23 protein-coding genes and 3 pseudogenes are annotated in these 22954 nt (G+C 59.7%); 13 read left to right on the top strand and 13 right to left on the bottom strand.

Annotated features, from left to right (window positions below; translation table 11 throughout):
- Positions 1 to 187 precede the first annotated feature (187 nt).
- On the bottom strand, positions 188 to 1117 hold the full coding sequence (locus ABVN21_RS06660; protein ID WP_339556254.1) for a hypothetical protein: 930 nt from the start codon (positions 1115 to 1117) through the stop codon (positions 188 to 190).
- Positions 1118 to 1408: 291 nt separating this feature from the next.
- Between ABVN21_RS06660 and ABVN21_RS06655 the strand changes: the two genes are divergently transcribed.
- Positions 1409 to 2092 carry a response regulator transcription factor gene (locus ABVN21_RS06655; RefSeq protein WP_339556253.1) on the top strand — a complete coding sequence of 228 codons (684 nt, stop codon included), beginning with the start codon at positions 1409 to 1411 and terminating at the stop codon, positions 2090 to 2092.
- Positions 2070 to 3464 carry a HAMP domain-containing sensor histidine kinase gene (locus ABVN21_RS06650; protein WP_339556252.1) on the top strand — a complete coding sequence of 465 codons (1395 nt, stop codon included), beginning with the start codon at positions 2070 to 2072 and terminating at the stop codon, positions 3462 to 3464. Before ABVN21_RS06655 ends, ABVN21_RS06650 begins: the two co-directional genes overlap by 23 nt.
- A gap of 251 nt (positions 3465 to 3715) precedes the next feature.
- Here ABVN21_RS06650 and ABVN21_RS06645 read toward each other — a convergent pair whose 3' ends face one another.
- From ABVN21_RS06645 to ABVN21_RS06635, 3 genes are read right to left on the bottom strand one after another with little or no spacing between them, the layout of a single operon-like run.
- A complete protein-coding gene (locus ABVN21_RS06645) occupies positions 3716 to 4126 on the bottom strand; it encodes an SRPBCC family protein (protein WP_339556251.1) in 411 nt (136 codons plus the stop codon).
- A gap of 29 nt (positions 4127 to 4155) precedes the next feature.
- Positions 4156 to 4953: an SDR family oxidoreductase gene (locus ABVN21_RS06640; RefSeq protein WP_339556250.1), complete on the bottom strand. Its 798-nt coding sequence runs from the start codon at positions 4951 to 4953 to the stop codon at positions 4156 to 4158.
- Between the two features lie 2 nt (positions 4954 to 4955).
- Positions 4956 to 5972: an aldo/keto reductase gene (locus ABVN21_RS06635; RefSeq protein ID WP_339556249.1), complete on the bottom strand. Its 1017-nt coding sequence runs from the start codon at positions 5970 to 5972 to the stop codon at positions 4956 to 4958.
- 218 nt (positions 5973 to 6190) lie between these two features.
- Here ABVN21_RS06635 and ABVN21_RS06630 point away from each other — a divergent pair, with 218 nt between their 5' ends.
- Positions 6191 to 7087, top strand: a complete 897-nt coding sequence (locus ABVN21_RS06630; RefSeq protein WP_339556248.1) for a LysR substrate-binding domain-containing protein — start codon at positions 6191 to 6193, stop codon at positions 7085 to 7087.
- 202 nt (positions 7088 to 7289) lie between these two features.
- A complete protein-coding gene (locus ABVN21_RS06625; RefSeq protein ID WP_339556247.1) occupies positions 7290 to 8210 on the top strand; it encodes a LysR substrate-binding domain-containing protein in 921 nt (306 codons plus the stop codon).
- On the opposite strand, the gene ABVN21_RS06620 is transcribed toward ABVN21_RS06625, so the two are convergent.
- Positions 8131 to 8724 (bottom strand): DinB family protein, encoded by a 594-nt coding sequence (locus ABVN21_RS06620; protein ID WP_339556246.1) that lies wholly within the window; start codon positions 8722 to 8724, stop codon positions 8131 to 8133. The two genes, ABVN21_RS06625 and ABVN21_RS06620, sit on opposite strands and share 80 nt — an antisense overlap.
- Before the next feature lie 593 nt (positions 8725 to 9317).
- On the opposite strand from ABVN21_RS06620, the gene ABVN21_RS06615 reads away from it, so the two are divergent.
- Positions 9318 to 10331: a GlxA family transcriptional regulator gene (locus ABVN21_RS06615; protein WP_339556245.1), complete on the top strand. Its 1014-nt coding sequence runs from the start codon at positions 9318 to 9320 to the stop codon at positions 10329 to 10331.
- A 100-nt stretch (positions 10332 to 10431) separates the two neighbouring features.
- Positions 10432 to 10740: a DUF2388 domain-containing protein gene (locus tag ABVN21_RS06610; protein ID WP_339556244.1), complete on the top strand. Its 309-nt coding sequence runs from the start codon at positions 10432 to 10434 to the stop codon at positions 10738 to 10740.
- 145 nt (positions 10741 to 10885) lie between these two features.
- Here the strand turns inward: ABVN21_RS06610 and ABVN21_RS06605 are convergent, their stop codons facing one another.
- On the bottom strand, positions 10886 to 11677 hold the full coding sequence (locus tag ABVN21_RS06605; RefSeq protein WP_339556243.1) for an SDR family oxidoreductase: 792 nt from the start codon (positions 11675 to 11677) through the stop codon (positions 10886 to 10888).
- Positions 11678 to 11802: 125 nt separating this feature from the next.
- Between ABVN21_RS06605 and ABVN21_RS06600 the strand changes: the two genes are divergently transcribed.
- Both ABVN21_RS06600 and ABVN21_RS06595 read left to right on the top strand, forming a co-directional pair.
- Positions 11803 to 12756, top strand: coding sequence for a GlxA family transcriptional regulator (locus tag ABVN21_RS06600; RefSeq protein ID WP_339556242.1), 954 nt, complete (start codon positions 11803 to 11805; stop codon positions 12754 to 12756).
- Between the two features lie 167 nt (positions 12757 to 12923).
- Positions 12924 to 13100: pseudogene (locus ABVN21_RS06595) on the top strand (isoprenylcysteine carboxylmethyltransferase family protein); the annotation flags it as partial.
- Between the two features lie 41 nt (positions 13101 to 13141).
- Here ABVN21_RS06595 and ABVN21_RS06590 read toward each other — a convergent pair.
- From ABVN21_RS06590 to ABVN21_RS06570, 5 genes are all read right to left on the bottom strand, one after another.
- Complete coding sequence (locus ABVN21_RS06590; RefSeq protein WP_339556241.1) at positions 13142 to 13810, bottom strand: HAD-IA family hydrolase; 669 nt, start codon at positions 13808 to 13810, stop codon at positions 13142 to 13144.
- 129 nt (positions 13811 to 13939) lie between these two features.
- Positions 13940 to 14347: a response regulator gene (locus ABVN21_RS06585; protein ID WP_339556240.1), complete on the bottom strand. Its 408-nt coding sequence runs from the start codon at positions 14345 to 14347 to the stop codon at positions 13940 to 13942.
- 206 nt (positions 14348 to 14553) lie between these two features.
- On the bottom strand, positions 14554 to 14820 hold the full coding sequence (locus ABVN21_RS06580) for a pentapeptide MXKDX repeat protein (RefSeq protein WP_339556239.1): 267 nt from the start codon (positions 14818 to 14820) through the stop codon (positions 14554 to 14556).
- 53 nt (positions 14821 to 14873) lie between these two features.
- Positions 14874 to 15659, bottom strand: a complete 786-nt coding sequence (locus ABVN21_RS06575; RefSeq protein WP_339556238.1) for a molybdopterin-dependent oxidoreductase — start codon at positions 15657 to 15659, stop codon at positions 14874 to 14876.
- Entirely contained in the window at positions 15656 to 16273 is a 618-nt protein-coding gene (locus ABVN21_RS06570) for a cytochrome b/b6 domain-containing protein (RefSeq protein ID WP_339556237.1), read from the bottom strand. The genes ABVN21_RS06575 and ABVN21_RS06570 overlap by 4 nt, the downstream gene beginning before the upstream one ends.
- Positions 16274 to 16547: 274 nt before the next feature.
- Here ABVN21_RS06570 and ABVN21_RS06565 point away from each other — a divergent pair, with 274 nt between their 5' ends.
- The gene (locus ABVN21_RS06565; protein ID WP_339556236.1) at positions 16548 to 17489 is read left to right on the top strand and encodes a class I SAM-dependent methyltransferase; all 942 of its coding nucleotides are present in this window, start codon (positions 16548 to 16550) and stop codon (positions 17487 to 17489) included.
- On the opposite strand, the pseudogene ABVN21_RS06560 reads toward ABVN21_RS06565, so the two are convergent.
- Positions 17473 to 17646: pseudogene (locus tag ABVN21_RS06560) on the bottom strand (LuxR C-terminal-related transcriptional regulator); the annotation flags it as partial. The gene ABVN21_RS06565 and the pseudogene ABVN21_RS06560 sit on opposite strands and share 17 nt — an antisense overlap.
- Here ABVN21_RS06560 and ABVN21_RS06555 point away from each other — a divergent pair.
- Positions 17645 to 17974: pseudogene (locus ABVN21_RS06555) on the top strand (P1 family peptidase); the annotation flags it as partial. The pseudogenes ABVN21_RS06560 and ABVN21_RS06555 sit on opposite strands and share 2 nt — an antisense overlap.
- A gap of 310 nt (positions 17975 to 18284) precedes the next feature.
- Here ABVN21_RS06555 and ABVN21_RS06550 read toward each other — a convergent pair.
- A complete protein-coding gene (locus tag ABVN21_RS06550; protein WP_339556235.1) occupies positions 18285 to 18974 on the bottom strand; it encodes a GNAT family N-acetyltransferase in 690 nt (229 codons plus the stop codon).
- A 207-nt stretch (positions 18975 to 19181) separates the two neighbouring features.
- Between ABVN21_RS06550 and paoA the strand changes: the two genes are divergently transcribed.
- From paoA to paoC, 3 genes are read left to right on the top strand one after another with little or no spacing between them, the layout of a single operon-like run.
- Entirely contained in the window at positions 19182 to 19805 is a 624-nt protein-coding gene (paoA, locus tag ABVN21_RS06545; RefSeq protein WP_339556280.1) for an aldehyde dehydrogenase iron-sulfur subunit PaoA, read from the top strand.
- Positions 19802 to 20758, top strand: a complete 957-nt coding sequence (locus tag ABVN21_RS06540) for a xanthine dehydrogenase family protein subunit M (protein WP_339556234.1) — start codon at positions 19802 to 19804, stop codon at positions 20756 to 20758. The genes paoA and ABVN21_RS06540 overlap by 4 nt, the downstream gene beginning before the upstream one ends.
- The gene (paoC, locus tag ABVN21_RS06535) at positions 20755 to 22953 is read left to right on the top strand and encodes an aldehyde oxidoreductase molybdenum-binding subunit PaoC (protein WP_339556233.1); all 2199 of its coding nucleotides are present in this window, start codon (positions 20755 to 20757) and stop codon (positions 22951 to 22953) included. The genes ABVN21_RS06540 and paoC overlap by 4 nt, the downstream gene beginning before the upstream one ends.
- Position 22954 lies beyond the last annotated feature (1 nt).

The raw sequence follows: 22954 nt of genomic DNA, 5'->3' as shown, positions 1-22954 counted from the left end.
CGATGGCGGCGTAACATTCCGTATATAGGCAATGCCCAAAACAAAAACGCCGCTTCTACCAAAGGCAGAAGCGGCAGAGGGACTCAGCCCCAGTCGATCAATGCATGAACAGGGCGATCAGGATGATGATCGGAATCGGTACACCAAGAAAGAACAGCAGTAATGAACGCATGATGATTCTCCTGGATTAACGAACAGGGGTGGTGGTGACGTAGTTGTCAGTTTCCAGATACACCACGGCATCCCGGCGACGGCCACCGAAAGTCGCGGCGAAGCTGGCGAAAAACGCGCCGATTAGCAGTGCAACGAACATCCACAACGTGGTCCATGCTGCAACTTTTGCGGCGGTATCAGCTGCTTGCTGGGCCGCCAGTTTGGCGTCGGCTACAGCCTTTTGAGTGCGGGCATAAACTTCATCGACACGGCGTTCCGCGTCCGCTTGGGTGAGATTGGTCCGTTGCGCCACCAATTGGGCCAGGTAGGTGCGGTCCTCAGCGGACAGCTGACCATCGCTCAGGGAGCGCGCGAAAATGCGCGTCACGGTGCCTCGAGCAGCATCATCGCTGACGGCGGCCGGACGATCATCGCGAAACAGGCTGTCAATGTAGTAGCCGTACTGATCGCTATCGGTATTGGCGGCAGCCTGACCGGCCACTTGGGTCATGGCGCTGGCGGCGCCACCGGCCACTTGTGCGCCGGCTTGCACACCACCGCTGACAACGCTGCTGACCGAACCGGCCACCAGCGTCGCCGTAACCAACGTTGCAACGCACCACGCAAGAAACCCGTGGGCGGTGTCGCGGAAGTAAACTTCATCGCCATGCATGTACGCCCATTTAACCCGCAGGCGCCCAGCGATATAACCACCGGCCCCTGAGGCAATGATTTGTGTCACGGCCAACCAGACAATGGTTGAAATGCCCAGGCCTTTGGCGCTGACGCCCTCATTGGCCCAAGGCGAAACCGCCGAAAATCCTAAGCCGAACCCGAGCAGCACAAGGATCAGTGATAACGCCGCTGCAGCGGCTGCCCCGGCGAAAATCGCCCCCCATGACACGCCTGAGAGCGTGCTCGCTTCGTCCACCGCAGGATAGAAACCATCAGAGGATCTATTCATTGTTTGTCGCTCCAGGCAGAAAGATGGTGTTACAACTTCTTCGAATGAGTGGTTGCAGTGACCATGCCAGTCGCGCGCTCAAATTAAATCCTTTTATTTCAACGACTTATAAAGTTTGAACTTCCCTGATCCATGCAATATGCAATAAACCACTAAGCTCAGCGGGTTTTCTGCATTGATCGGGACGACTGCTGAGCTTTTCTCCAACCATGAACTTTTATTTAGTAAGACAGCGATCATTTCTTGGCAAAATGCTGCGCAACGTTGTGAACACCTAATCAGGCCAGCCCTATGACCCGCATCTTGACCATCGAAGACGACGCCGTGACCGCCCGGGAAATTGTCGCCGAACTGAGCAGCCACGGCCTCGACGTCGATTGGGTCGACAATGGCCGCGAGGGGCTGGAGCGTGCGGTCAGTGGCAACTATGACTTGATCACCCTCGACCGCATGTTGCCCGAGCTCGATGGCCTGGCGATTGTCACCACCCTGCGGACCATGGGCGTGGCGACGCCGATCCTGATGATCAGCGCCCTCTCCGACGTCGATGAGCGTGTGCGCGGCCTGCGTGCCGGCGGCGACGACTACCTGACCAAACCCTTCGCCACCGACGAGATGGCCGCCCGGGTCGAAGTGCTGCTGCGCCGGCAGAGCAACGTCACCGCGCAAGCCACCACGTTGCGGGTGGCGGATCTTGAACTGAACCTGATCAGCCACGAAGCCAGCCGCAATGGCGAATTGCTGACCTTGTTGCCGACTGAATACAAGCTGCTGGAATTCCTCATGCGCAACACCGGGCAGATCCTTTCGCGGATGATGATTTTCGAAGAGGTCTGGGGCTATCACTTCGACCCCGGCACCAACCTTATCGACGTCCACATCGGCCGCCTGCGCAAAAAGATCGACCCACCTGGCAATGCCCCATTGATTCGAACCGTGCGAGGCTCGGGTTATGTCATTGCCGAACCCGTCTAAAGGCTGGCGTTCTTCCAGTAGCCGCTTGCTGGCGCTCTACAGTGCGTTGTTCGTGGCATGGAGCGGGATTCTCATGGGGGTCATGTATTACGAGGTGTCCGGCTACCTGGACAACCTGGCCAAACACTCGCTGATGCAACGTCAGCATCTGTTTTCGCGCTTTCAGGGCGAACAACTGGTGGACGCCCTCGCCGTCAGCATGACCTTCGACATTCGTGGCATCGACGCCTATGGCCTGTTCGATGACCAGCATCGCTACCTCAGCGGCGCTCTGGACCACATCCCCCGCGGCTTGCCGTTGGACGGCAAGATTCACATGCTGCGCGATTGCGCCGACTCAGACGATCCGACCTTGCCCGCTGACAGCTGTGACGCGGTGGCAACCCAAACCAAGGACGGTCGCTGGTTAGTGCTGGTCCGCGATAACGGTTCGTTGTTTGCCGTCACCCGGATCATCCTGCATGCGTTGTTCTGGGGCGTGACCCTGACCATCCTGCCCGGCATCATTGGCTGGCACTTGCTGCGCCGGCGTCCATTGCGGCGAATCCGCGGGATCCAGGCCAGCGCCGAAGCCATCGTCGCCGGTGACTTGACCAAACGCCTGCCGCTGTCCAGCCGCCGCGATGAACTGGACATGCTCGCCGCCATCGTCAACGCCATGCTCGAACGCATCGAGCGCTTGATGAACGAAGTCAAAGGCGTGTGCGACAACATCGCCCATGATTTGCGCACGCCGCTGACCCGATTGCGCGCGCAGCTCTATCGCATGCAACAGCAGGCTGGCGAAGGTTCGGCCGAGGCCGCGCAACTGGACCTGGTGCTGGCCGAGGCCGATACGCTGATGGCGCGGTTTCGGGGCTTGCTGCGGATTTCAGAACTGGAGGATCGCCAGCGTCGCTCCGGATTCGTGGAATTGGACCCAGTGCCTTTGCTGCAGGAATTGCACGAGTTTTATCTGCCGTTGGCCGAAGACGATGGCTTGAGTTTTCAATTGCAGTTGCCTTCGACATTGCCGCCTCTGAATGGTGATCGGGCATTGCTGTTCGAAGCCGTGGCCAACCTGCTGAGTAACTCGATCAAATTCACCCCGCCCGGTGGCCAGGTGATTTTGCGTGGGGTCAATGAGGGCGGACACACCCGCATCGAGGTGCTCGACTCCGGCCCCGGAATCCCGGAGGCCGAGCGCGTGGCAGTGTTCCAGCGCTTCTATCGAGCCGAGGCGGGCAATCAGAAAAGCGGGTTTGGATTGGGGTTGTCGATAGTCGCAGCGATTGTCAGCCTACACGGCTTTACGTTGGAGTTGGGCAGCAGCGAATTGGGGGGAGCACTGTTGGTGCTGGATTGTCAGCAGCGTTTGATTACTCCCGCCTGAAGATCATCCTGCAGGTCACCCTATAAGCCTGTAGGAGCCGGCTTGCCAGCGATGAGGCCGGCACATCCAACATCGCAGGTGCCTGACACCCCGCCATCGCTGGCAAGCCAGCTCCTACAAAAGATTGATGGCGTATACAGATTCATGTGTGCTGCAGATACCTGTAGGAGCTGGCTTGCCAGCGATGGCGGCCTGAAGGTTAGCGCAGGGTTCAATGGCCCCATCGCCAGCACGCCGGCTCCTACAAATGGTCAATCCGGGTAATTGGCCCGCAGGGCCTCGAGGCCACCCTGGTATATTCCGGTAAACAACGCCTCTACTTCCTCGTTACTCACACCTACCGGTTCAAACCGGCCGGACCATGTAACCCGAGCCCCCTCGCCCTGCGCTTCAACCTTGATCGTCGCCAGGTATTCGGTCGCCGGAAACGGTGCCTGCAAAATCGAGTAGCTGTAGGTTTTGGCGGCGTTGTCGAACGTTTGCAAACGCTCGATCACTTGCGAACCATCCTCCGTTCGCAAGCTACGCACGCGCCCGCCTTCGCTCAGTTCGCTCTTGGGAATGAACGGCAGCCATTCCGGCAGCGAGTTGAAGCCGCCGATCAATTGCCAGACCCGATCCGCCGAGGCCGGGATGTCGATGAATGCTGATGCAGTTGCCATGTGACGCTCTCTCTCTCAATTAATCAGATTCAGATGGCCATGCTGTCGACAACACCGCCGTCGACTCGTAAAGCAGCGCCCGTGGTGGCCGAGGATAACGGCGAAGCGATGTAGGCCACCAGGTTCGCCACTTCCTCGACATTCGCCACGCGCTGGATGATCGAGGTTGGCCGGGCCTCGCGTACGAAGGCGTCGGCTTCCTCCTGGAGACTGCGACCGGACTTGGCAATCGCGTCCTTGAGCATCGACTCCACGCCGTCAGTCAAGGTCGGACCGGGCAGGATCGAATTGACCGTCACCCCGGTGCCCGCCAGCCGTTTGGCCAGTCCGTGGGACACCGCCAGGTTGGCGCTTTTGGTCACGCCATAATTGAGCATGTCCGCCGGGATGGCGATGCCGGATTCCGAGGACAGGAAAATCACTCGCCCCCAGCCCTGCTTGATCATGTCCGGCACGTAATGCCGAGACAACCGCACACCGGAGATCACGTTGACCTCATAGAAGCGCGTCCACTCGCTATCGGGCGTGTCGAAGAAATCCACCGCGTTGTAGATCCCCAGGTTGTTCACCAGGATGTCGGCCCGTGGTTCGGCTGCGAACAATTTTTCCGCGCCTTCAGCTGTACCGAGGTCGGCTGTCAGCCCGCGCAATTGAGCGCCGGGCACTTGCTCGCGGATGGTCGCCAGCGCCTGCTCGACCTTGGCCGTTTCGCGGCCGATCACCACCACCGTGGCGCCGGATTCGGCCAGTGCCTTGCTGATGCCCAAACCAATGCCCGCGGTGCTGCCGCTGACAATCGCCAGTTTTCCACTCAGATCAATTTTCATGTTTAAGCTCCAATGATCGGCAACGGCGCGCGCTCGGAGACCAGCTTCGCTTCACGCATCGCCTGCCAGAAGGCTGCGGGAATCACCGCCGACAACGCGGCAACATCTTCGGCAATTCGCTCCGGGCGGCTGGAACCTGGAATCACCGCCGCCACGGCCGGATTTGCCAACGAGAACTGCAACGCAGCGGCTTTGATATCAACGCCATGGGCAGCCGCGATACGTTTGATCTGCTCGACTTTGTCGATGATCGCCGGGCTGGCCTTCTGGTATTCGAAGTGCGCACCACCGGCCAGGATGCCCGAACTGTAAGGGCCGCCGACCACGATCTCGACATTTTGTGCCAGGGCCGCGTCCATCAAACGTTGCAAGGCGCGGTCATGGTCGAGAAGAGTGTAGCGACCCGCCAGCAGAAAACCGTCCGGTTGCGCTTCGCTCAGATCGAGGGTCAATTCGCAGGGTTCGACTTTGTTCACGCCCAGGCCCCAGCCCTTGATCACGCCCTCTTCACGCAAGCGGGTCAGCACCTTGAAAGCACCGGTTCGCGCCTGGTTGAAATACTCCAGCCATTGATCGCCATAGAAATCCTGGGCGATGTCATGAACCCAGACGATGTCCAGGCGATCGGTTTGCAGGCGCTTGAGGCTGTCTTCAATTGAACGCAGGGTCGCGTCGGCGCTGTAGTCGTTGACAATCTTGTTCGGGCGACCGTGTTCGAACACCCCGCTCTTCTCGCCCAGATCCCGGGCGGCGGCGTCTTCGACTTCGTCGAGAATCACTCGGCCGACCTTGCTGCTCAGCACGTAGTCATCGCGGTTGTAGCGAGACAGCGCAGCGCCGAGGCGGATTTCCGACAGACCCGAACCGTAGAACGGCGCGGTATCGAAGAAACGCACGCCGGCGTCCCAGGCCGCATGCACAGTGGCTTGTGCCTCTTCCTCAGGAATGGCGCGGAACATGTTACCCAATGGTGCAGTGCCGAAACCCAGCGCGCCAGGCAGTTTGTCTTTCAAGCTCATGGAAAATACCTCCCAAATGTCTGATTACCTGTAGGAGCCGACTTGCTGGCGATAGCGATTTACCAGGCCATACCTGGGGCGACTGTTTCAACGCGATCGCCAGCAAGCCGGCTCCTACAACAAACGGTGATTTGTCTTACCGATGGGCAAATCCTAGATTGCGATGATCGGACCGTCCAAGACATAATGCGCAGCACTTGAGTCCCTTGAGGTCTGACATGATCGACATCCGCCAATTGCGCTACTTCGTCGCCGTCGCCGAGGAAGAACACGTCGGTCGCGCGGCCGAACGCCTGCACATTTCCCAGTCGCCCCTGAGCCGGCAGATCGCCCAGCTCGAAGAACGCCTGGGCCTGAGCCTGTTCGAACGCAGCCAGCAACGCATCCGCCTGACCCGCGACGGACAGACTTTCCTCGCAGAAACCCGCGCGCTGCTGACCCACGCCAGTCGTCTGGAATCCCTCGGCAAACGCCTCGGTCGCGGCGAAGAAGGCGGCTTGTGCATTGGCTACATCGAGAACGCCATGCACGCCGGTGTCTTGCCCAATGCCTTGCGAGTGCTGCGCTGCGACCGGCCGAACGTGCACGTCGCGCTGTACAACCTGAGCTCCACCGAACAACTCGAAGGTCTACGCCAGCGTAGTCTGGATATCGCCCTGGTCAGTGAACCACCGACAGACGACGACCCCGACCTGCTCGGTTTCCAGGTGCTGGACGATCCGATGTTGCTGGCATTGCCTTCAGAGCATCCACTGGCGAACCAGTCGACATTGACCCCGGCAGACCTCGCCGATCAGGAGTGGATCGGCGTGCAACACCACAATGCCACCCGCCGCGAAGACTTCGTCAGCGCCTGCATCCGCGCCGGTTTCACCCCGGACATCCGCATGGAAGCCACCGGCCCCTTCACCGCAATGGCGTTGGTGGCCTCGGGACTGGGCATCGCCATGATTCAGAAAGGCCTGAGCCGCAACGCACCGCCGGGCGTGGTGCTGCGAGAAGTGCCATGGATTTCCCTCACCCGACCCCTGTGGGCAGCGTGGCACCGGATCAATCTGCGGCCGTTGGTAGAGACGTTCAGGAAGGTGCTGACCGAACCAGACTCGGCTGACTGAACCCCTGTGGCGAGAGAGCTTGCTCCCGCTGGGTCGCGCAGCGGCCCCAAGCTCTGAATCCGCAGTCTTTCAGCCACACCGCGCATGCAGGGTTTACGACTGCTGCGCAGCCGAGCGGGACGGCGCGGCGATCCGACAAGCTCCCTCGCCACAAGTTTGGTGCTTTACTTCAAAGACCCCGAACTCCAGCGAGTACGCCGTCATGAACCGCAACGACCTGCGCCGTGTGGACATGAATCTGTTGGTGATTTTCGAGACCCTGATGTTCGAAAAGAACCTGACCCGCGCCGGGGAAAAGCTGTTCCTCGGCCAGCCCGCCGTCAGTGCGGCACTCGCCCGGTTGCGCGATTTATTCGATGACCCGCTGCTGGTGCGCAATGGCCGCGTGCTGGAGCCGACCCCACGGGCGATGGTGATTCTCAAGGAGTTGCAGCCGGCGATGGATACCATTTCCGGCGCGGTAAGCCGGGCCAAGGACTTCGACCCCTCCACCAGCCGCGATGTGTTTCGCATTGGTCTGTCCGACGACGCCGAGTTCGGCCTGTTTCCGCCCTTGCTCAAGCAGATCCGCGAAGAGGCGCAGAACGTTGTGGTGGTGGTGCGGCGGGTCAATTATTTGCTGATGTCGTCGATGCTGGCCAGCGGGGAGATTTCCGTCGGGATCAGTTACACCACGGATCTGCCGGCCAATGCCAAGCGCAAGAAATTGCGCGATCTGAGCGTCAAGGTGCTGCGCGGCGATGATCGCCCCGGCCCGCTGACCCTGGATGAATTTTGCGATCGGCCCCACGCGCTGGTGTCGTTTTCCGGAGATTTGAGCGGCGCCATCGACAATGATCTGGCGCGTATCGGCCGCTCGCGTCGGGTGGTTCTGGCGGTGCCGCAGTTCGCGGGTTTGCGCGCATTGATCGCAGGCACTGACATGCTGGCCTCGGTCCCGGATTACGCGGCGTGCGCGTTGATCGATGGCAGCAGCCAGTTGCGCGCCGACGACCCACCGTTCGACATCGTGTTGTCCGAACTTTCGATGGTCTGGAACGGCGTCAACGATAACGATCCGGCAGAACGTTGGTTGCGCTCGAAAATTGCGGCGCACATGTCGGCTCCACTGCCGGGGCATTGAGTGAGTTGAATGCCGGATCGGTCTCGCGCAGGTAGATCGGCAAGTCGGTCATTGGCGGCATGGCCGGGATTTCGAAGTACATCTGGATCACCCAGCCACGGTGATAGCTCGCGTGGTTGACCACATGCATCAGCATCGCGCCGGCGCTCATGGTGCCGCTTTCCCCGGAAATAAAAGTGAAGCGCACGGGCTTGTCCAGCGAGGCATCGGTCTGCCGAACGCTCCAGTCGCAGTACCAGTGATCGACGTCCTGTTGTGCCTGGCGCAGTGAGAGCAGTTCAGGGTGGACCAAATCATGGGAGGTTTTGAAGCTGTGCCCTCGGCCTTCGAGGTGAGCCTGCCAGAGGCAGTCGACCACATAGATGTGGTTGAGCGTGCCGATCATGTTCTTGAAAATCCCGGCGCGCTCTTTGTAGACCTCGGCCGCCGGCAGTTGCACCAGATTGTCGAAGAGACGCTGGTTGGCCCATTGTTTGTAATCGGCAAGCATTCGGGCAGTGCGTACGTTGATCATCAGACTTCTCCGATGGCGATGAGCGCATCACCAAAGGATAGCGCTATCCGCGCCCGGCGACGCGGACGCTGATCATCGGTACAGGCGCTGACCGGCCAGTGAGTCCACTATCGCTCAGCCAGCGCCAGGCACATCCCCCAATCAACTCACTCCAAAAGATATTGAGTGAATGAAAAACCTGTGGCGAGGGAGCTTGCTCCCGCTGGCTTGCGCAGCAGCCTCAAAATCTCATAACCATTGAGATCTTGTGAGTGCTGCGCACTCAAGCGCGAGCAAGCTCGCTCGCCACCACTGCTTCAATCAGAACGTCCCGGGATAGCTCCCACCGTCCAGCAACAGTTAAGAAAACCGGTTTGAGCACTGCAAATGACCACATCGGGCCGATGGAGCTTCCGCAGGTTGCGATCTTTTGATCTTGATCTACGTGTACTTGGAGAAGATCAAAAGATCGCAGCCTGTGGCAAGAATTGGCTGGGTTGAAATTTTCCTGGCCAAGTGACATAAAACCCTGAAATCCGGACAACCGACCGGCTGCGATAACGCTTATACCGTTTGCGAATTAACATTATTCCAACTCGCCAATGCAGATGCCCATGAACGATATCGCCCTCGTCCCCCTCGAGTCTCCCTCCGAACAGCCGCGTTTAGTCGTATTTCTTGCGTATCCCGAGATGGGACTGCTGGATTTGACCGGTGCACAAACTGTGTTCTGGGCTGCCTCGCGCTACTTGGACAGCAGCAACCTGCCAGGTTACAAGCTGCAAACAGCCAGCCTGGACGGCGGCCTGATTCAAACCGCCGAGGGCCTGGCAGTCGATACCGTGTCGCTACGCGACTTCGCCGCACAATCGATCGACACGCTGATCGTTCCCGGTGCCCCGGTCATCATCATGGCGATGAACAACTCTTTGGATTTGGTCGATTGGCTGAGGGAAGCATCGTCCAAGGTCAGGCGCACCGCCTCGGTGTGCAGCGGGACTTTCCTGCTGGCCCAGGCCGGCTTGCTCGATGGCCGGCGCGCCGCCACCCATTGGGCGATGTGCGGCATGCTCAAGGAGCGCTACCCGTCGATTGAAGTGGACAACGATGCAATCTTCGTCAAACAGGAGTCAGTCTGGACTTCGGCCGGAGTCAGCGCCGGTATCGACCTGGCGCTGGCGTTGGTCGAAGAAGATTGCGGGCGTGAGTTGGCATTGCTGGTGGCGCGGGAAATGGTGGTGTTTCTCAAGCGTCCCGGTGGCCAGGCGCAGTACAGCCAATTGCTGCAATCGCAAACGGACGAGGGCGCGGCGTTCGACGATCTGCATCTGTGGATCACGCAGAACCTGGACGGCGCCAACCTCACGGTGGAAACGCTCGCCCAACAGGTGCAAATGAGTCCGCGAAACTTTGCCCGGGTCTACAAACTCAAGACCGGGAGAACTCCGGCCAAAGCGGTGGAGGTGTTGCGCGTGGAGGCAGCGCGGCGTTTGCTGGAAGATTCAGAACGCAACATCGATCAAATTTCCCGGTTGTGTGGCTTCGGTGACGAAGAGCGTATGCGCCTGACGTTTCAGCGCAATCTGGGGGTCTCGCCACGGGACTATCGCAACCGGTTTTCGCGCTGAATAAGCGGCTACAGCATCGACACGGGAACTCCTGACGATCGTCGGGCATCCTAAAGGTGAGGTACTTCCTTTTTGCTTCACGCCTTCAGAGGACACCGTCATGCGCCGTCTGATTATCATTTCTTCCCTTTTGCTGTGCTTGCCCGTCGGCTCCGCCATGGCTGATGTCGACGCAAAAGATGTCGCCACGTCGGCCGGGGTTTCCGCCTCGCTGTATTCGACGTTCAAGGATCACAAACTGATGATTCCCGCCCGGGATGACGCCTCCAGTTTCGTAGCCAGTGGCGGTGCGATTCGCGGGGTTTATCTGGAACAGGTACTGCAACGGATCCGTCAGGAACATCCAGACCTCAACAGTGCCAGCGATGAAGACCTGGCTCGGGCAATCCTGGTTCAGGAAGGTAACTAGCCCGGTCAATAACTGTGGTCACCAGACGCTGGCGAGCGAAGTGGCTGGAAGATCAACAGATCGCAGCCTCGTTTCGCTCGACAACTCCTAGAGGGTCAACGCCTCTGTGGGAGTTGTCGAGTGAAACGAGGCTGCGATCTTTTATTCAGCGATAACGCGCCGCTGCCGTCGAATTGCCGAACAACCCGGACAGCACTTGGCGCTGCGCCTCATAGCGATCCCATTGCTCGCCATCGTGCAAACCCGGAATGGTCACCACTTCACCCATCTCAAGCCCCACCAATGCAGCATCGACCATGTCTTCGGCAGACATCACGATCTCCTGCGGCAGGTTTTCCACCGGGTTGCCGGCTTCTCGCCAGAAGTCAGTGGCGGTCGCGCCCGGCAACACGGCCTGGATGCGGACGCCTTTGTCCGCCAATTCACGATGCATCGATTGACTCAGGCCGAGGACAAACGCCTTGGTTGCGCCATACACGCCGTTCAGGATTTCCGGTGCGATGGCGACGATTGATGAGATGTTAATCACAGTCCCGGCACCCCGCGCGACGAAGCCCGGCGCTGCGGCGTAAGCCAGGCGTGTCAACGCGGTGATGTTGAGGGTGATCATGTCTTCCATGTCATCCACCGGACTTTCCAGCAATGGCATGACCGCGCCGACCCCGGCGTTGTTGACCAACAGGGTGATGCTCGCATCGGTACGCAGGATCTGTTCGACCCGCAACAAGTCGGCCTTGTCTTGCAAATCCGCGGTAACCACTTCCACGCTGCGGCCGGTCTGGTCGCTCAAGCGATTGGCCAAGGTGTTGAGTTTTGCCTGGCTGCGAGCCACCAGAATCAGGTCGTAACCCTGCCGGGCGAGACGGTCGGCATACACCGCGCCGATTCCGGATGAAGCACCTGTGATCAGTGCAGTGCCTTTGGAAGAGAGAGCCATGTTCGATTTCCTTCACGATGAGGCGAAACAGACGCCGGGTGTGATCCGTTATAAATTGATTCGTGCTCGTCTCAAATGACGTTTAATGTACGTTTTCAGGACATGACCATTTTGAGGGCCTGGCAATGATTACCGTGGCGTTTGTGGTGTTCGAGGGGTTCCAATCCATGGCGCTGGCGGCGATGCCGGTGTTCGAGTACGCCAACTTCAGTGCCGGTGAAACCCTGTATGACGTGCGCGTGCTGTCCGAAGACGGCAGCACCCTGCGCGCGTCCGGTGGCCTGAGTGTCGGCACCGAGGCGTTTGGTGAGCAGGTGTTCGATACGGTGATCGTGGTCGGCGGCGACGCTATCCTCGAACAGGCGCCGGAAGGCGTTCTCGACTACTTGCGTGCCAGTGCCCAAACCGCGCGGCGCACGGCGTCGATATGTTCCGGGGCTTTCGTCATCGCTCAGGCCGGATTGCTGGAAGGACGCCGGGCGACCACGCACTGGGCCTATGCGCGGCAGTTGCAAGAGCGTTTTCCGTCGATCACGGTGGAAGCCGACCGCATTTACGTCATCGACGGTTCGATCTGGACTTCCGCCGGCATGACCGCCGGTATCGACCTGGCGCTGGCCATGGTCGAAAAGGATCACGGCGCGGAACTTGCGCGCTCGGTGGCGCAGAAATTGGTCATGTACCACCGCAGGGCCGGCGGCCAGTCACAGCATTCGGCGCTGCTGGAGCTGGAGCCGAAATCCGACCGCATTCAAACCGTCCTCGGCTACGCCCGGGAACACCTCGCCGAAACCTTATCGGTCGAACAATTGGCGGACGTGGCAGGCCTCAGCCCGCGTCAGTTCAGCCGCGCGTTTCGCGCCGAAACCGGTCAGTCGCCAGCCAAGGCAATCGAAAACCTGCGCCTGGAGGCAGCGCGGCAGATGCTCGAACGCGGGCGTCTCACGCTCGAACAGATCGCCCTGGAAACGGGCTTCAGTGATCCTCGCCGCATGCGCGAAGCATTTCTACGAGCGTTCGGGCAACCGCCGCAGGTGATTCGGCGCAGCGCAAGATCCGATCGTCCGTCGTCGCTGTAGGAGCCGGCTTGCTCGAGAAACAGGCGCCACGGGTGTCAGTTACACCGCCATCGCCGGCAAGCCAGCTCCTACAATGAAGGGGTCACACCAGCATTTTGGGAGGCCTCATGAAAATCTCAGCCAAACTGGCGTTTTTCGCCATTGTCTCCACCCTCGCCTACCTCTGGCTGGCGGTTTGGGCGCTGGCGTTTCGTTCGGCAGTTGGGTTGTTGCTGGCAGCGCTGACGGTGATTCCGTTGATTGCGCGGATACCTTCGGAAGAGGCGTTGTTACGGGCGCAATTCGGGGGTGAATACGAGGCTTACTGCGCCCGCAGCTGGCGGCTGATTCCCAAGATTTACTGAAACGAACACAAATCCCCTGTGGAAGCGAGCCTGCTCCCACATCAGACGGTGAGAAGTCGAATCTTGCCGTCGGCTTCTACACGAGCAGCAACGTCGTCATAACTTGCCAGCGTGGTATGGGCCGTCTGAATCGGCTGTTCATGGGTCGCCGTGACGATCATCAAGTCCGCTCCTGCCGCCTCGGCCGCGAGAATGCCCACCGTCGCGTCCTCGAAAACCAGGCAATTGGATATCTCGACGCCGAGCCGTTGAGCTGCCAATCGATATCCGGACGGGTCCGGTTTGCCGGCGGTGACATCTTCGGCAGTGACCATCACATCCGGCTCCGGAATGCCGGCGGCGGCCATTCGCCGCAACGCCAGCGTTCTCGGTGCAGAAGTGACGATGGCCCATTGATGAGCCGGCAATGCTTTGAGAAATTCCGCCGCGCCAACCACTTCTTCTACCCCGTCGACATCCTCGATTTCCGCTTGGGTGATCCATGCGGCTTCGGCCTCGGCATCGACGCCGGGTAACGCAAGGCGATTAATGGTATCGATGGCGCGGGCGCCGTGGATGGTGGGCAGGAAGGTCTCGACATCTACGCCATGGCGAATAGCCCAGGTGGCCCAAACGCGCTCGGCGGCGGCAATTGACGTGAGGATGGTGCCGTCCATGTCTAAGAGGAAGGCACGGTATGGAGTATCAAAGACGGATTTTTGAGGGGGCAAAGGGACTTTCCTGTCTCAAGGTTCACCGGGTGTCCCAGCGAATGTACACGAACCCTGTAGGAGCTGCCGCAGGCTGCGATCTTTGGCTTTTCAAATACAAGATCAAAAGATCGCAGCCTGCGGCAGCGCCTAGAGGGTACGGCGTGATTTCAGGGCACCGTCCACACAATCAAGAAGCTGCCCCAGCGCCCAGGGTTTCTTGATGAACGAAACTTCGTGCCGGACCCCGGAGCTTTCAGGGGTTTCGAAGCCGGACATGATCATGATCGGTTTTTCCGGCCAACGATCACCGAACAGATTGGCCAGATCCGCACCATTTAGCGTGCCCGGCATGGTGATGTCAGTCAGCAACAACCTGACGTCCGGAGCGTGCTCCTGCAAATACACCGAGGCAGCATCCGCACTGGACTGCGGTTGCACCACATAACCTTCGTCCTGAAGAATTTCACAGAGAAATTCCAGGATCAGCGGGTCGTCTTCAACCACCAGGATCAACCCGTGAGGAAGGTGTTCGCCCGCCGTCGGTACTCGACTCATGACCTTGCCGCTCCCTGATCTCATCAATGACTTTCGCGGGCTCTAAATCCGCTACCTACAGGTATGAGCAACGGTATCTGCGGAAATTCATTTTTGATACAGGGAGTCGATGAAATCAATGATCAAACAGATTCGCAGCATTGAAAATGCTATCAATTGTCATGGGGGCTTGAACGCAAATCAGGCCCCGAATGACAGGACGCGAGTTACTGGGACATGGCGTCCTTTTTCATCGCGTCTTTGGACATGGCATCTTTCTTCATGCCGTCCTTGCTCATGGAATCCTTGGACATCGAATCTTTTTTCATAGCGTCCTTGGACATTGCATCCTTGGACATCGAGTCTTTTTTCATCGCATCCTTGGACATCGAATCCTTGCTCATGCTGTCGTTGCTCATGGTGTCAGCAGCGAACACAGACGCAGCACCAACGGCCAGACACATGGACAGAACAACGGTGGTCAACTTTTTCATGATGAAACTCCTTGATGCATTGGGTTGCGGACGGGGAAATTGTCGGGCGCTCGTCAGCTGCCACCGAACCAGTTGTAGCCCTGGTCTTCCCAGTAGCCGCCGCTGTAGGTGTTGCTGACGAAAATCGCCTGGATGTGTTTGGGATTCTTGTAGCCAAGCTTGGTCGGCATGCGCAGCTTCATCGGGAAGCCGTATTCACGAGGCAGCACGGCGCCGTCATAAGTCAGCGCCAACAAGGTTTGCGCATGCAGTGCGGTGGCCATGTCGATGCTGGTGTAGTAGTCATCGGCGCACTTGAAGCCGACATATTTGGCGTCAGTGTCGGCGCCAACGCGCTTGAGGAAATCGCTGAAACGCACACCACCCCAACGACCGATCGCGCTCCAGCCTTCCACGCAGATGTGCCGGGTGATCTGCTCGGTCTGCGCCATGGCGCGCAGCTCTTCGAGACGCCAGCTGCGCTTGTCCGCCACCAGGCCGGTGACTTCCAGCCGATAGCTCTCCTCCTCTACCGTCGGCGCCTCGTCGATGCCGTAAAAGGCATTGAACGGGAATGGCCGGGTGATCATCGACTCGGGATAGGTCGGTGCCATGGCATTGGGATTGAACAGCCAGCCCTGCACCCGATCGTTAAGGCGCGACATGGACGACAGCGCAGTTTCGACGCTGTCGTTGTCGGTGAGGTTGCAGCCGGACAACATGGCCACGCCGCCGAGGGTCAGGCCACGCAGCAGGAACGAACGACGCGAGCGGTCTTCGATTTGCGGGGCGAGGATCTTGCGGGCGTCGGTGAGGACCGAAGCCTCGTCCAGCCCGGGGACCTGAATGCGCTTTTTCATACCTGCTCCTTGCGGCCAATGATCATGGCCAACAGCGTTTTCGGCACCCACGCGACCATCACCAGATGCACCGCCACAAAGGCCATCAGCAGTGCCATGGCAAAGAAGTGCACACGGCGTGCACCTTCGTAACCCCACATCAACTCACGCAGCAACGGGAACTGCACCGACTTCCACAGCACCAGCCCGGAGATCACCAGCAGCGTGATATCGACCATCACGAACAAGTACGCCAGCCGTTGCACCTGGTTGTAATGACTCAGGTCGGCATGCCCCAACCGGCCCCGCAACGCGGCCCACAGGTCATGCAGCACACCTTGGGGTGAAACCGGGAAAAAGCGTCGTTTCAGGCGACCGCTGACCAGATTGATGAATAGATAAATGAGGCCGTTAATCGCGAGAAACCACATCGCCGCGAAGTGCCATTGCAAGGCGCCACCAAGCCAGCCGCCGAGGGTGATCGATTTGGGGAAGCTGAATTCGAAGATCGGCGAGGCGTTGTAGATGCGCCAACCGCTTGTGACCATCACCATTACCGCGAGGGCATTCAGCCAATGGGTGAGCCTCAGCCAGCGTGGATGGCTGGCCTTGGGTGAAGCAGTTGACTGCGACATGTCCGGCTCCCGTTTGGTGTTCATTGGGGCCAAGTATGCGAGCCGGAAGATCGCCAAATCCTCACGTAAAGTTAAATTAAATGTGATAACTCGCCCGCGATAATCTGTGGGAGAACCTGTGGGAGCGAGCCTGCTCGGGATGACGTCGTATCCGGCACTCAATTTGTGAATGACCCACCGCAATCGCGAGCAGGCTCCCACCCTGTTTCGTGCCGACCCGACTATGGTGCAATTATGGTTAAATGCCGCGCCCTCAAATTACTGACCCAGACCGATGACCCCTGACGCCCTCGCCACCCTCCGTGAACATTTGCTGACCGCCCTGGCGGCCGCTCCTGCCGAAACCCGCCGTATGTTCCACGGGCGCGGCCGCTGCTGGCCGGGGCTCGAACAATTGACTGTGGATTGGTTGCAAGGCGTCGTGCTGGTGGCGCTGTTCAAGGAGCCGGAAGCGGCGCAGCTGGAGGCGTTGAAACAGCTTTTGCAGGAGCTCACGCAATCAGCCGAATGGACACAATCCGGTGCGCACACCCTACTGCTGCAGCATCGCTACCTGCTGCAAAGCACCACCGAATGGTTGCTCGGGGAAGAAGTCGACGAGCTGACAATTGTCGAAGGCGGCCTGAAGTATCGAGTGGACCTGGGGCGCAAACAGAACACCGGCCTGTTCCTCGACATGCGCTACGGCCGCGACTGGGTGCGCGCTAATACGGCGGGCAAACGGGTGCTGAACCTGTTCGCCTACACCTGTGGCTTCTCGGTGGCGGCCATCGAAGGTGGCGCAACCCATGTGGTCAACCTCGACATGTCGAGCCCGGCCCTGAGCCGTGGTCGCGACAATCACCGGCTCAACGGCCATGACCTGGGCAAGGTGACTTTTCTCGGCCATGACCTGTTCAAGTCCTGGGGCAAGGTAATCGGCAAGGGGCCGTACGACCTGGTCATCATCGACCCGCCATCGTTCCAGAAAGGCAGTTTTTTGCTGACCAAGGACTATCAACGCGTGCTGCGTCGCCTGCCTGAACTGCTCGCTGAAAACGGCAGCGTACTTGCCTGCATGAACGACCCGGCGTTCGGGGCAGACTTCCTCATCGACGGCGTCACTCGTGAAGCGCCGAGCCTGCGCTTTGAACAGCGCCTGGACAATCCGCCGGAGTTTCCGGATGCGGATGTTGAGTGTGGTTTGAAGGCGTTGGTGTTTACCCTGGCGGATTAAGCACTAACGCAAACAACTCATCATGCCCACACACATTGAGCTTGTGATAGAGATTGCGTCGATGCACCTTCACCGTTTCCGGGGAGATGCCCATTTGCTGGGCGATGGCCTTGCTGGAGAAGCCCTGGAGAATGAGCCGTGCAGTTTCGACTTGCCTCGGCCTGGCGCGCACTGGCGGCGGCAATGAAGACCACAGCGGCGACATCTTCATCGCTTTCGCCACGGGTAATCAGCACGTGCCACCGGCTGCTTACGAGAGCAAAAAAACTACGACCTGCGACAACTTGAGCATGGTCAACAACGATCACATCAGCGAATTGTTCCTGGCCGCCACCGAAGCCGTCGACGAAGTCATCATCAATGCCTTGCTTGCCGCCGAAACGACCGAAGGTAACGGCCACGCGGTGCCGGGGCTGGATGCCGAAACGCCGCTCAAGGCCCTGAATCAGGCCGGTTGGCCGGGTGATGGACCTCGCAGAAGCTGACACTTGTGGGGGGATTCGACTAGCGGTACTTGAGGCCGAACCCCCATCTTCCTAGGATGGAGTTGCGCAGCCGCTTGCTTGTCCAGGCCGTTGCGTAGGTGGTGAGTGCACTGAACCCCTATCAAGCTCACCGCCTGCTTCATGCGCATCTTGAGCCTCAATGGCTCCACTTCTCCCCATCAAAGAGCTTTGAGGCTCTTTTTTAACTGCGCGTGAACAAGACAAGAAAAAGCCCGGCACCTGGCCGGGCTTTGTGCATTCTGGAAACCACCACACATCCCCTCTGGGAGTGAGCCTGTTCCCACAGTTATTATTCGTGTTCGCCCAATCGCTCGCGGACAAACTCACTGGCTTTGCGCGTTATCTGATCCAGGTGCCGATCACGCTGTTTCTCCGCATCGAGCATCGCCCGTTTGCCGTGCTTTTGCAGCAGGTAGGTATGAATCTGCCGCACCTCCAGCGAACTGTAGATCGGTGCCACATCCAGCTGCGCCATCAAACCATTGCTGCCGTGGTCGCGGGTGTTCATCAACACTTGGGTGGCGCGTGTACCCACCACCTGGAAGCCCATCGACTCAAAGTACGGCACCTTGGCCACCGCACAGGTCAGCTCGGCATGCGGATAACGGCCGACCATCTCCCGCAGCATCCGGCGCGCAATCCCTTGTCGGCGATGGCTGGCGTCCACGGCCATATAGGCCACGCCGCACGCGTCCGTATCGTCCTTGACCGGCAGGTACAGCAGGAATCCGACGACTTTTTCCGGGTCATCCAGGTCCGTGGCGACCAGCAATTCCACCTCAATCCCTTTCGCCCCGTTCAGCGCTTCCAGATACAGGTGCACCTCGTAGCCGATGGCGTATTGGTACACGTTGTACAACAGGTTGCTTGGCGGGATCGCAACCATGCTGATGTCGGTCAGGTTGTCGACCACCATTTGCAGGATCTGACTATTGATGTGCTCGGGGCACGGAGATTTGTAGTGGGTGATCTGGGGCATTGCGGGGACTGACTCCGGGGGAATGGGCGCGGCGGCCTATCATAGCGCGCCGCACCGCGTAACTCGCCTGTCTTGATCGATTCATGAGCAACACGCATAACTCTATAGTCGAAAAAACATAAACGTTTTCCTGACCTTCGCGGTCAGTCAATGGATGAGGGCTGTAATCGCCAATCAACCATAGGAAACGTACCGATGCCCAACGTGATGACGATTTCCCGACGAGAACTGCTGATCGTGGGCGTGGTGACCGCAGCCGCTGTGATCCTGCCTCCCTTCATTTCCGCGCAAGCAGCGGCCGCCAACGCCGCGCTTCCCGTCAAGACCAAAGTGTCGATCTGGGTGAACGGCACGCAGCAACAAATGGAACTCGACACCCGCACTACCCTGCTTGACCTGTTGCGCGAACACTTGCAGCTCACCGGCACCAAAAAAGGTTGCGACCACGGCCAGTGCGGCGCCTGCACGGTCATTGTCGACGGTCGGCGGATCAATTCCTGCCTGACCCTGGCGGTGATGCACGAAGGCTCGAAGGTCACCACCATTGAAGGACTCGGTACGCCGGATAAGTTGCACCCGATGCAGGCGGCGTTCATCAAGCATGACGGCTATCAATGCGGCTATTGCACACCGGGGCAGATCTGCTCGGCGGTCGCGGTGCTGGGGGAAATCCGCGACGGCATTCCCAGCCACGCCAGCCCAAGCCTCACCGAACCGCCGAAGCTGATCGCCAGCGAACTCCAGGAACGCATGAGCGGCAATATCTGCCGCTGCGGTGCGTACTCCAACATCATCCAAGCGATCACCGAAGTCGCGGAGGCCAGCGCATGAGGCCCTTTACCTATTTACACGCCCGGTCGCCAGCCGAAGCCGCCTCGCTCGCCGCGCAGGTCAGCGGCTCGCGATTCATCGCGGGCGGCACCAACCTGCTGGACCTGATGAAGTTGGACATCGAGACGCCGACGCAACTGATCGACGTCAACGACCTGGCGCTGGACCGCATTGAAGCCACGCCCGAAGGTGGCCTCAGAATCGGTGCACTGGTGCGCAACACCGACCTCGCTGCCGACGCACGCATCCGCAAGGATTACGGTGTTCTTTCCCGCGCCCTTCTCGCCGGCGCCTCTGGCCAGTTGCGCAACATGGCCACCACTGCCGGCAACCTGCTGCAACGCACGCGCTGTCCGTACTTCTATGACACCCATCAAGCCTGCAACAAGCGCCAGCCCGGCAGTGGCTGCGCCGCCATTGGCGGGTTCAGTCGGCAACTGGGAATTATCGGCGTCAGCGACGCCTGCATTGCCACCCATCCCAGCGACATGGCCGTGGCGATGCGTGTGCTTGATGCCCAGGTCGAGACGGTCCGACCCGATGGCACCACACGCGTGATCGCCATCGCCGATCTGCATCGTCTACCCGGCAATACGCCAAACATTGAAACCACATTGCTGGCGCATGAGTTGATTACCGCTGTGACCTTGCCGGCGCCGATTGGCGGCACGCACCTCTATCAGAAAGTGCGCGACCGCGCCTCTTACGCATTCGCCCTTGTCTCGGTGGCTGCGGTAATCCAGCAGGACGGCTCGGGCCGCGTTGCTCTCGGTGGGGTCGCGCATAAACCATGGCGCGTGGAAACCGCTGAAACAGCGATGAACAAAGGCGCTAAAGCGCTCACGGAACAACTGCTGGCCGGCGCCACACCCACCCATGAAAACGCCTTCAAACTGACCCTGGTCGAGCGCACGCTCGCTTCGGTGATGGCGCAAGCGAGGGCTCAGGCATGAAGTTCGACACCCCTGCCACCACCAATCCCATCGACCAAGGCAAGGTCATCGGCCACCCCACCACGCGCGTCGAAGGGTCGCTGAAAACCACCGGGCAGGCGCCTTACGCCTACGAACACCACGACGCCGTGCCGAACCAGGCCTATGGCGTGGTGGTCGGTTCTGCCATCGCCAAGGGGCGCATCGCCGCGATGAACCTGGAAGCTGCGCAGTCATCGCCGGGGGTGATCGCCATCGTTACCGCCGCCAATGCCGGCAAGCTCGGCAAAGGCAAATACAACACCGCCAAGTTGCTTGGTGGGCCGCAGATTCAGCACTACCACCAGGCCGTGGCGCTGGTGGTCGCGCAAACCTTCGAACAGGCTCGAGCCGCCGCAGAGCGAGTGGACATTACCTACTCCAGCACGGAAGGCACCTTCGATCTCGCCAGCTCTCGCGACTCGGCCGTTGAACCCAAGGAGCAAATGGCAGACACGCTGCACGGCGATTTTGAAACCGCGTTCGCGGCGGCCCCGGTGCAACTCGACGAAACCTACACGACGCCCGACCAGGCCCACGCCATGATGGAGCCCATGGCTTCGATGGCCGCCTGGGATGGCGACCGCCTGACGTTGTGGACATCGAACCAGATGATTGATTGGTCGGTCACCGACCTGGCGAGCACCCTCGGCATACCGAAGAAAAACGTGCGCCTGATCTCGCCGTACATCGGCGGTGGATTCGGTGGCAAATTGTTCATCCGTTCCGACGCGATCCTTGCAGCGCTCGGCGCGCGCATGGCCGGCCGGCCGGTGAAAGTGGCGCTGGCGCGGCCACTGATCTTCAACAATTGCACCCACCGCCCGGCGACCATCCAACGCATCCGCATCGGAGCCGGCAGCGACGGCAAGATCACCGCAATGGCCCACGAAGGCTGGTCCGGCGATTTACCAGGCGGCAAGGTGGAACTGGCCGCGCAACCGAGCAAATTGTTGTACGCCGGGGAAAACCGCCGCGTGACCATGCGCCTGTCCATACTCGATTTGCCGGAAGGCAACGCCATGCGCGCACCGGGTGAAACGCCGGGCATGATGGCACTGGAAATTGCCATGGACGAGATGGCGGAAAAGCTGAAACTCGACCCTATCGAATTTCGAATCATCAATGACACCCAAGTCGATCCCGTGAAGCCGGATCGGCCTTTTTCCCAGCGCCATTTGATCGAATGCCTGCGCACCGGGGCTGATCGTTTTGGCTGGAACCAACGGCATGCGCAACCGGCCACACAGCGCGAGGGCCGCTGGCTGATCGGCATGGGGGTCGGTGTCGCCTTTCGCAACAATCTGCTGGTGAAGTCCGGGGCGCGTGTTCGCTTGAATGATCAGGGAATCGTAACGGTGGAAACCGACATGACCGACATCGGCACCGGCAGCTACACGATCATTGCCCAGACGGCGGCGGAGATGCTGGGTGTCAGCCTCGACAACGTCGTGGTGAGATTGGGCGATTCGAGCTTTCCAGTGTCTGCAGGCTCAGGTGGTCAGTTCGGTGGCAACTGCTCGACCGCCGGGGTGTATGCCGCGTGCGTCAAACTGCGTGAGGCCGTGGCGCAACGCCTCGGCGTGAACGTCGACGACGCTGAATTCGTCGGTGGCGAGGTCCACGCTGGAGGAAAAAACATGCCGTTGCGCAACGCGGCACAGTCCGGCGAAATCGTCGCTGAAGACAGCATCGAGTTCGGCGAACTGAGCAAGAAGTATCAACAATCGACCTTTGGCGCGCACTTTGTGGAAGTGGCGGTCGACAGAGCCACCGGAGAAACCCGCGTGCGCCGGATGCTGGCGGTGTGCGCAGCCGGGCGCATTCTCAACCCGACCTCGGCCCGCAGCCAGGTCATCGGCGCAATGACCATGGGCGTCGGCGCGGCGCTGATGGAAGACCTGGTGGTGGACAAGCGCCTCGGCTTTTTCGTGAATCATGACCTGGCCGGATACGAAGTGCCGGTGCACGCCGACATCCCCCACCAGGAGGTAATTTTCCTCGATGAAACCGACCCGATTTCCTCGCCGATGAAAGCCAAGGGCGTTGGCGAACTGGGTATTTGCGGGGTCAGTGCAGCCATCGCCAATGCGGTGTACAACGCGACGGGAATTCGTGTGCGTGAATACCCGATCACGCTGGACAAGATGCTGGATAAATTGCCGCCGATGATTTGAG

Source organism: Pseudomonas sp. MYb327 (assembly GCF_040438925.1).
Lineage (GTDB): Bacteria > Pseudomonadota > Gammaproteobacteria > Pseudomonadales > Pseudomonadaceae > Aquipseudomonas.
This window is presented reverse-complemented; position numbering and strand designations above follow the sequence as displayed.

Coding starts and splice junctions, on each gene's coding strand:
- ABVN21_RS06630 (WP_339556248.1), top strand. CDS start 6,191: ATGATCGACATCCGCCAATTGCGCTACTTCGTCGCCGTCGCCGAGGAA.
- ABVN21_RS06635 (WP_339556249.1), bottom strand. CDS start 5,972: ATGAGCTTGAAAGACAAACTGCCTGGCGCGCTGGGTTTCGGCACTGCA.
- paoC (WP_339556233.1), top strand. CDS start 20,755: ATGAAGTTCGACACCCCTGCCACCACCAATCCCATCGACCAAGGCAAG.
- ABVN21_RS06540 (WP_339556234.1), top strand. CDS start 19,802: ATGAGGCCCTTTACCTATTTACACGCCCGGTCGCCAGCCGAAGCCGCC.
- ABVN21_RS06640 (WP_339556250.1), bottom strand. CDS start 4,953: ATGAAAATTGATCTGAGTGGAAAACTGGCGATTGTCAGCGGCAGCACC.
- ABVN21_RS06585 (WP_339556240.1), bottom strand. CDS start 14,347: ATGAGTCGAGTACCGACGGCGGGCGAACACCTTCCTCACGGGTTGATC.
- ABVN21_RS06645 (WP_339556251.1), bottom strand. CDS start 4,126: ATGGCAACTGCATCAGCATTCATCGACATCCCGGCCTCGGCGGATCGG.
- ABVN21_RS06570 (WP_339556237.1), bottom strand. CDS start 16,273: ATGTCGCAGTCAACTGCTTCACCCAAGGCCAGCCATCCACGCTGGCTG.
- ABVN21_RS06565 (WP_339556236.1), top strand. CDS start 16,548: ATGACCCCTGACGCCCTCGCCACCCTCCGTGAACATTTGCTGACCGCC.
- ABVN21_RS06615 (WP_339556245.1), top strand. CDS start 9,318: ATGAACGATATCGCCCTCGTCCCCCTCGAGTCTCCCTCCGAACAGCCG.
- ABVN21_RS06655 (WP_339556253.1), top strand. CDS start 1,409: ATGACCCGCATCTTGACCATCGAAGACGACGCCGTGACCGCCCGGGAA.
- ABVN21_RS06550 (WP_339556235.1), bottom strand. CDS start 18,974: ATGCCCCAGATCACCCACTACAAATCTCCGTGCCCCGAGCACATCAAT.
- ABVN21_RS06605 (WP_339556243.1), bottom strand. CDS start 11,677: ATGGCTCTCTCTTCCAAAGGCACTGCACTGATCACAGGTGCTTCATCC.
- ABVN21_RS06650 (WP_339556252.1), top strand. CDS start 2,070: ATGTCATTGCCGAACCCGTCTAAAGGCTGGCGTTCTTCCAGTAGCCGC.
- ABVN21_RS06610 (WP_339556244.1), top strand. CDS start 10,432: ATGCGCCGTCTGATTATCATTTCTTCCCTTTTGCTGTGCTTGCCCGTC.
- ABVN21_RS06580 (WP_339556239.1), bottom strand. CDS start 14,820: ATGAAAAAGTTGACCACCGTTGTTCTGTCCATGTGTCTGGCCGTTGGT.
- ABVN21_RS06660 (WP_339556254.1), bottom strand. CDS start 1,117: ATGAATAGATCCTCTGATGGTTTCTATCCTGCGGTGGACGAAGCGAGC.
- paoA (WP_339556280.1), top strand. CDS start 19,182: ATGACGATTTCCCGACGAGAACTGCTGATCGTGGGCGTGGTGACCGCA.
- ABVN21_RS06600 (WP_339556242.1), top strand. CDS start 11,803: ATGATTACCGTGGCGTTTGTGGTGTTCGAGGGGTTCCAATCCATGGCG.
- ABVN21_RS06625 (WP_339556247.1), top strand. CDS start 7,290: ATGAACCGCAACGACCTGCGCCGTGTGGACATGAATCTGTTGGTGATT.
- ABVN21_RS06575 (WP_339556238.1), bottom strand. CDS start 15,659: ATGAAAAAGCGCATTCAGGTCCCCGGGCTGGACGAGGCTTCGGTCCTC.
- ABVN21_RS06620 (WP_339556246.1), bottom strand. CDS start 8,724: ATGATCAACGTACGCACTGCCCGAATGCTTGCCGATTACAAACAATGG.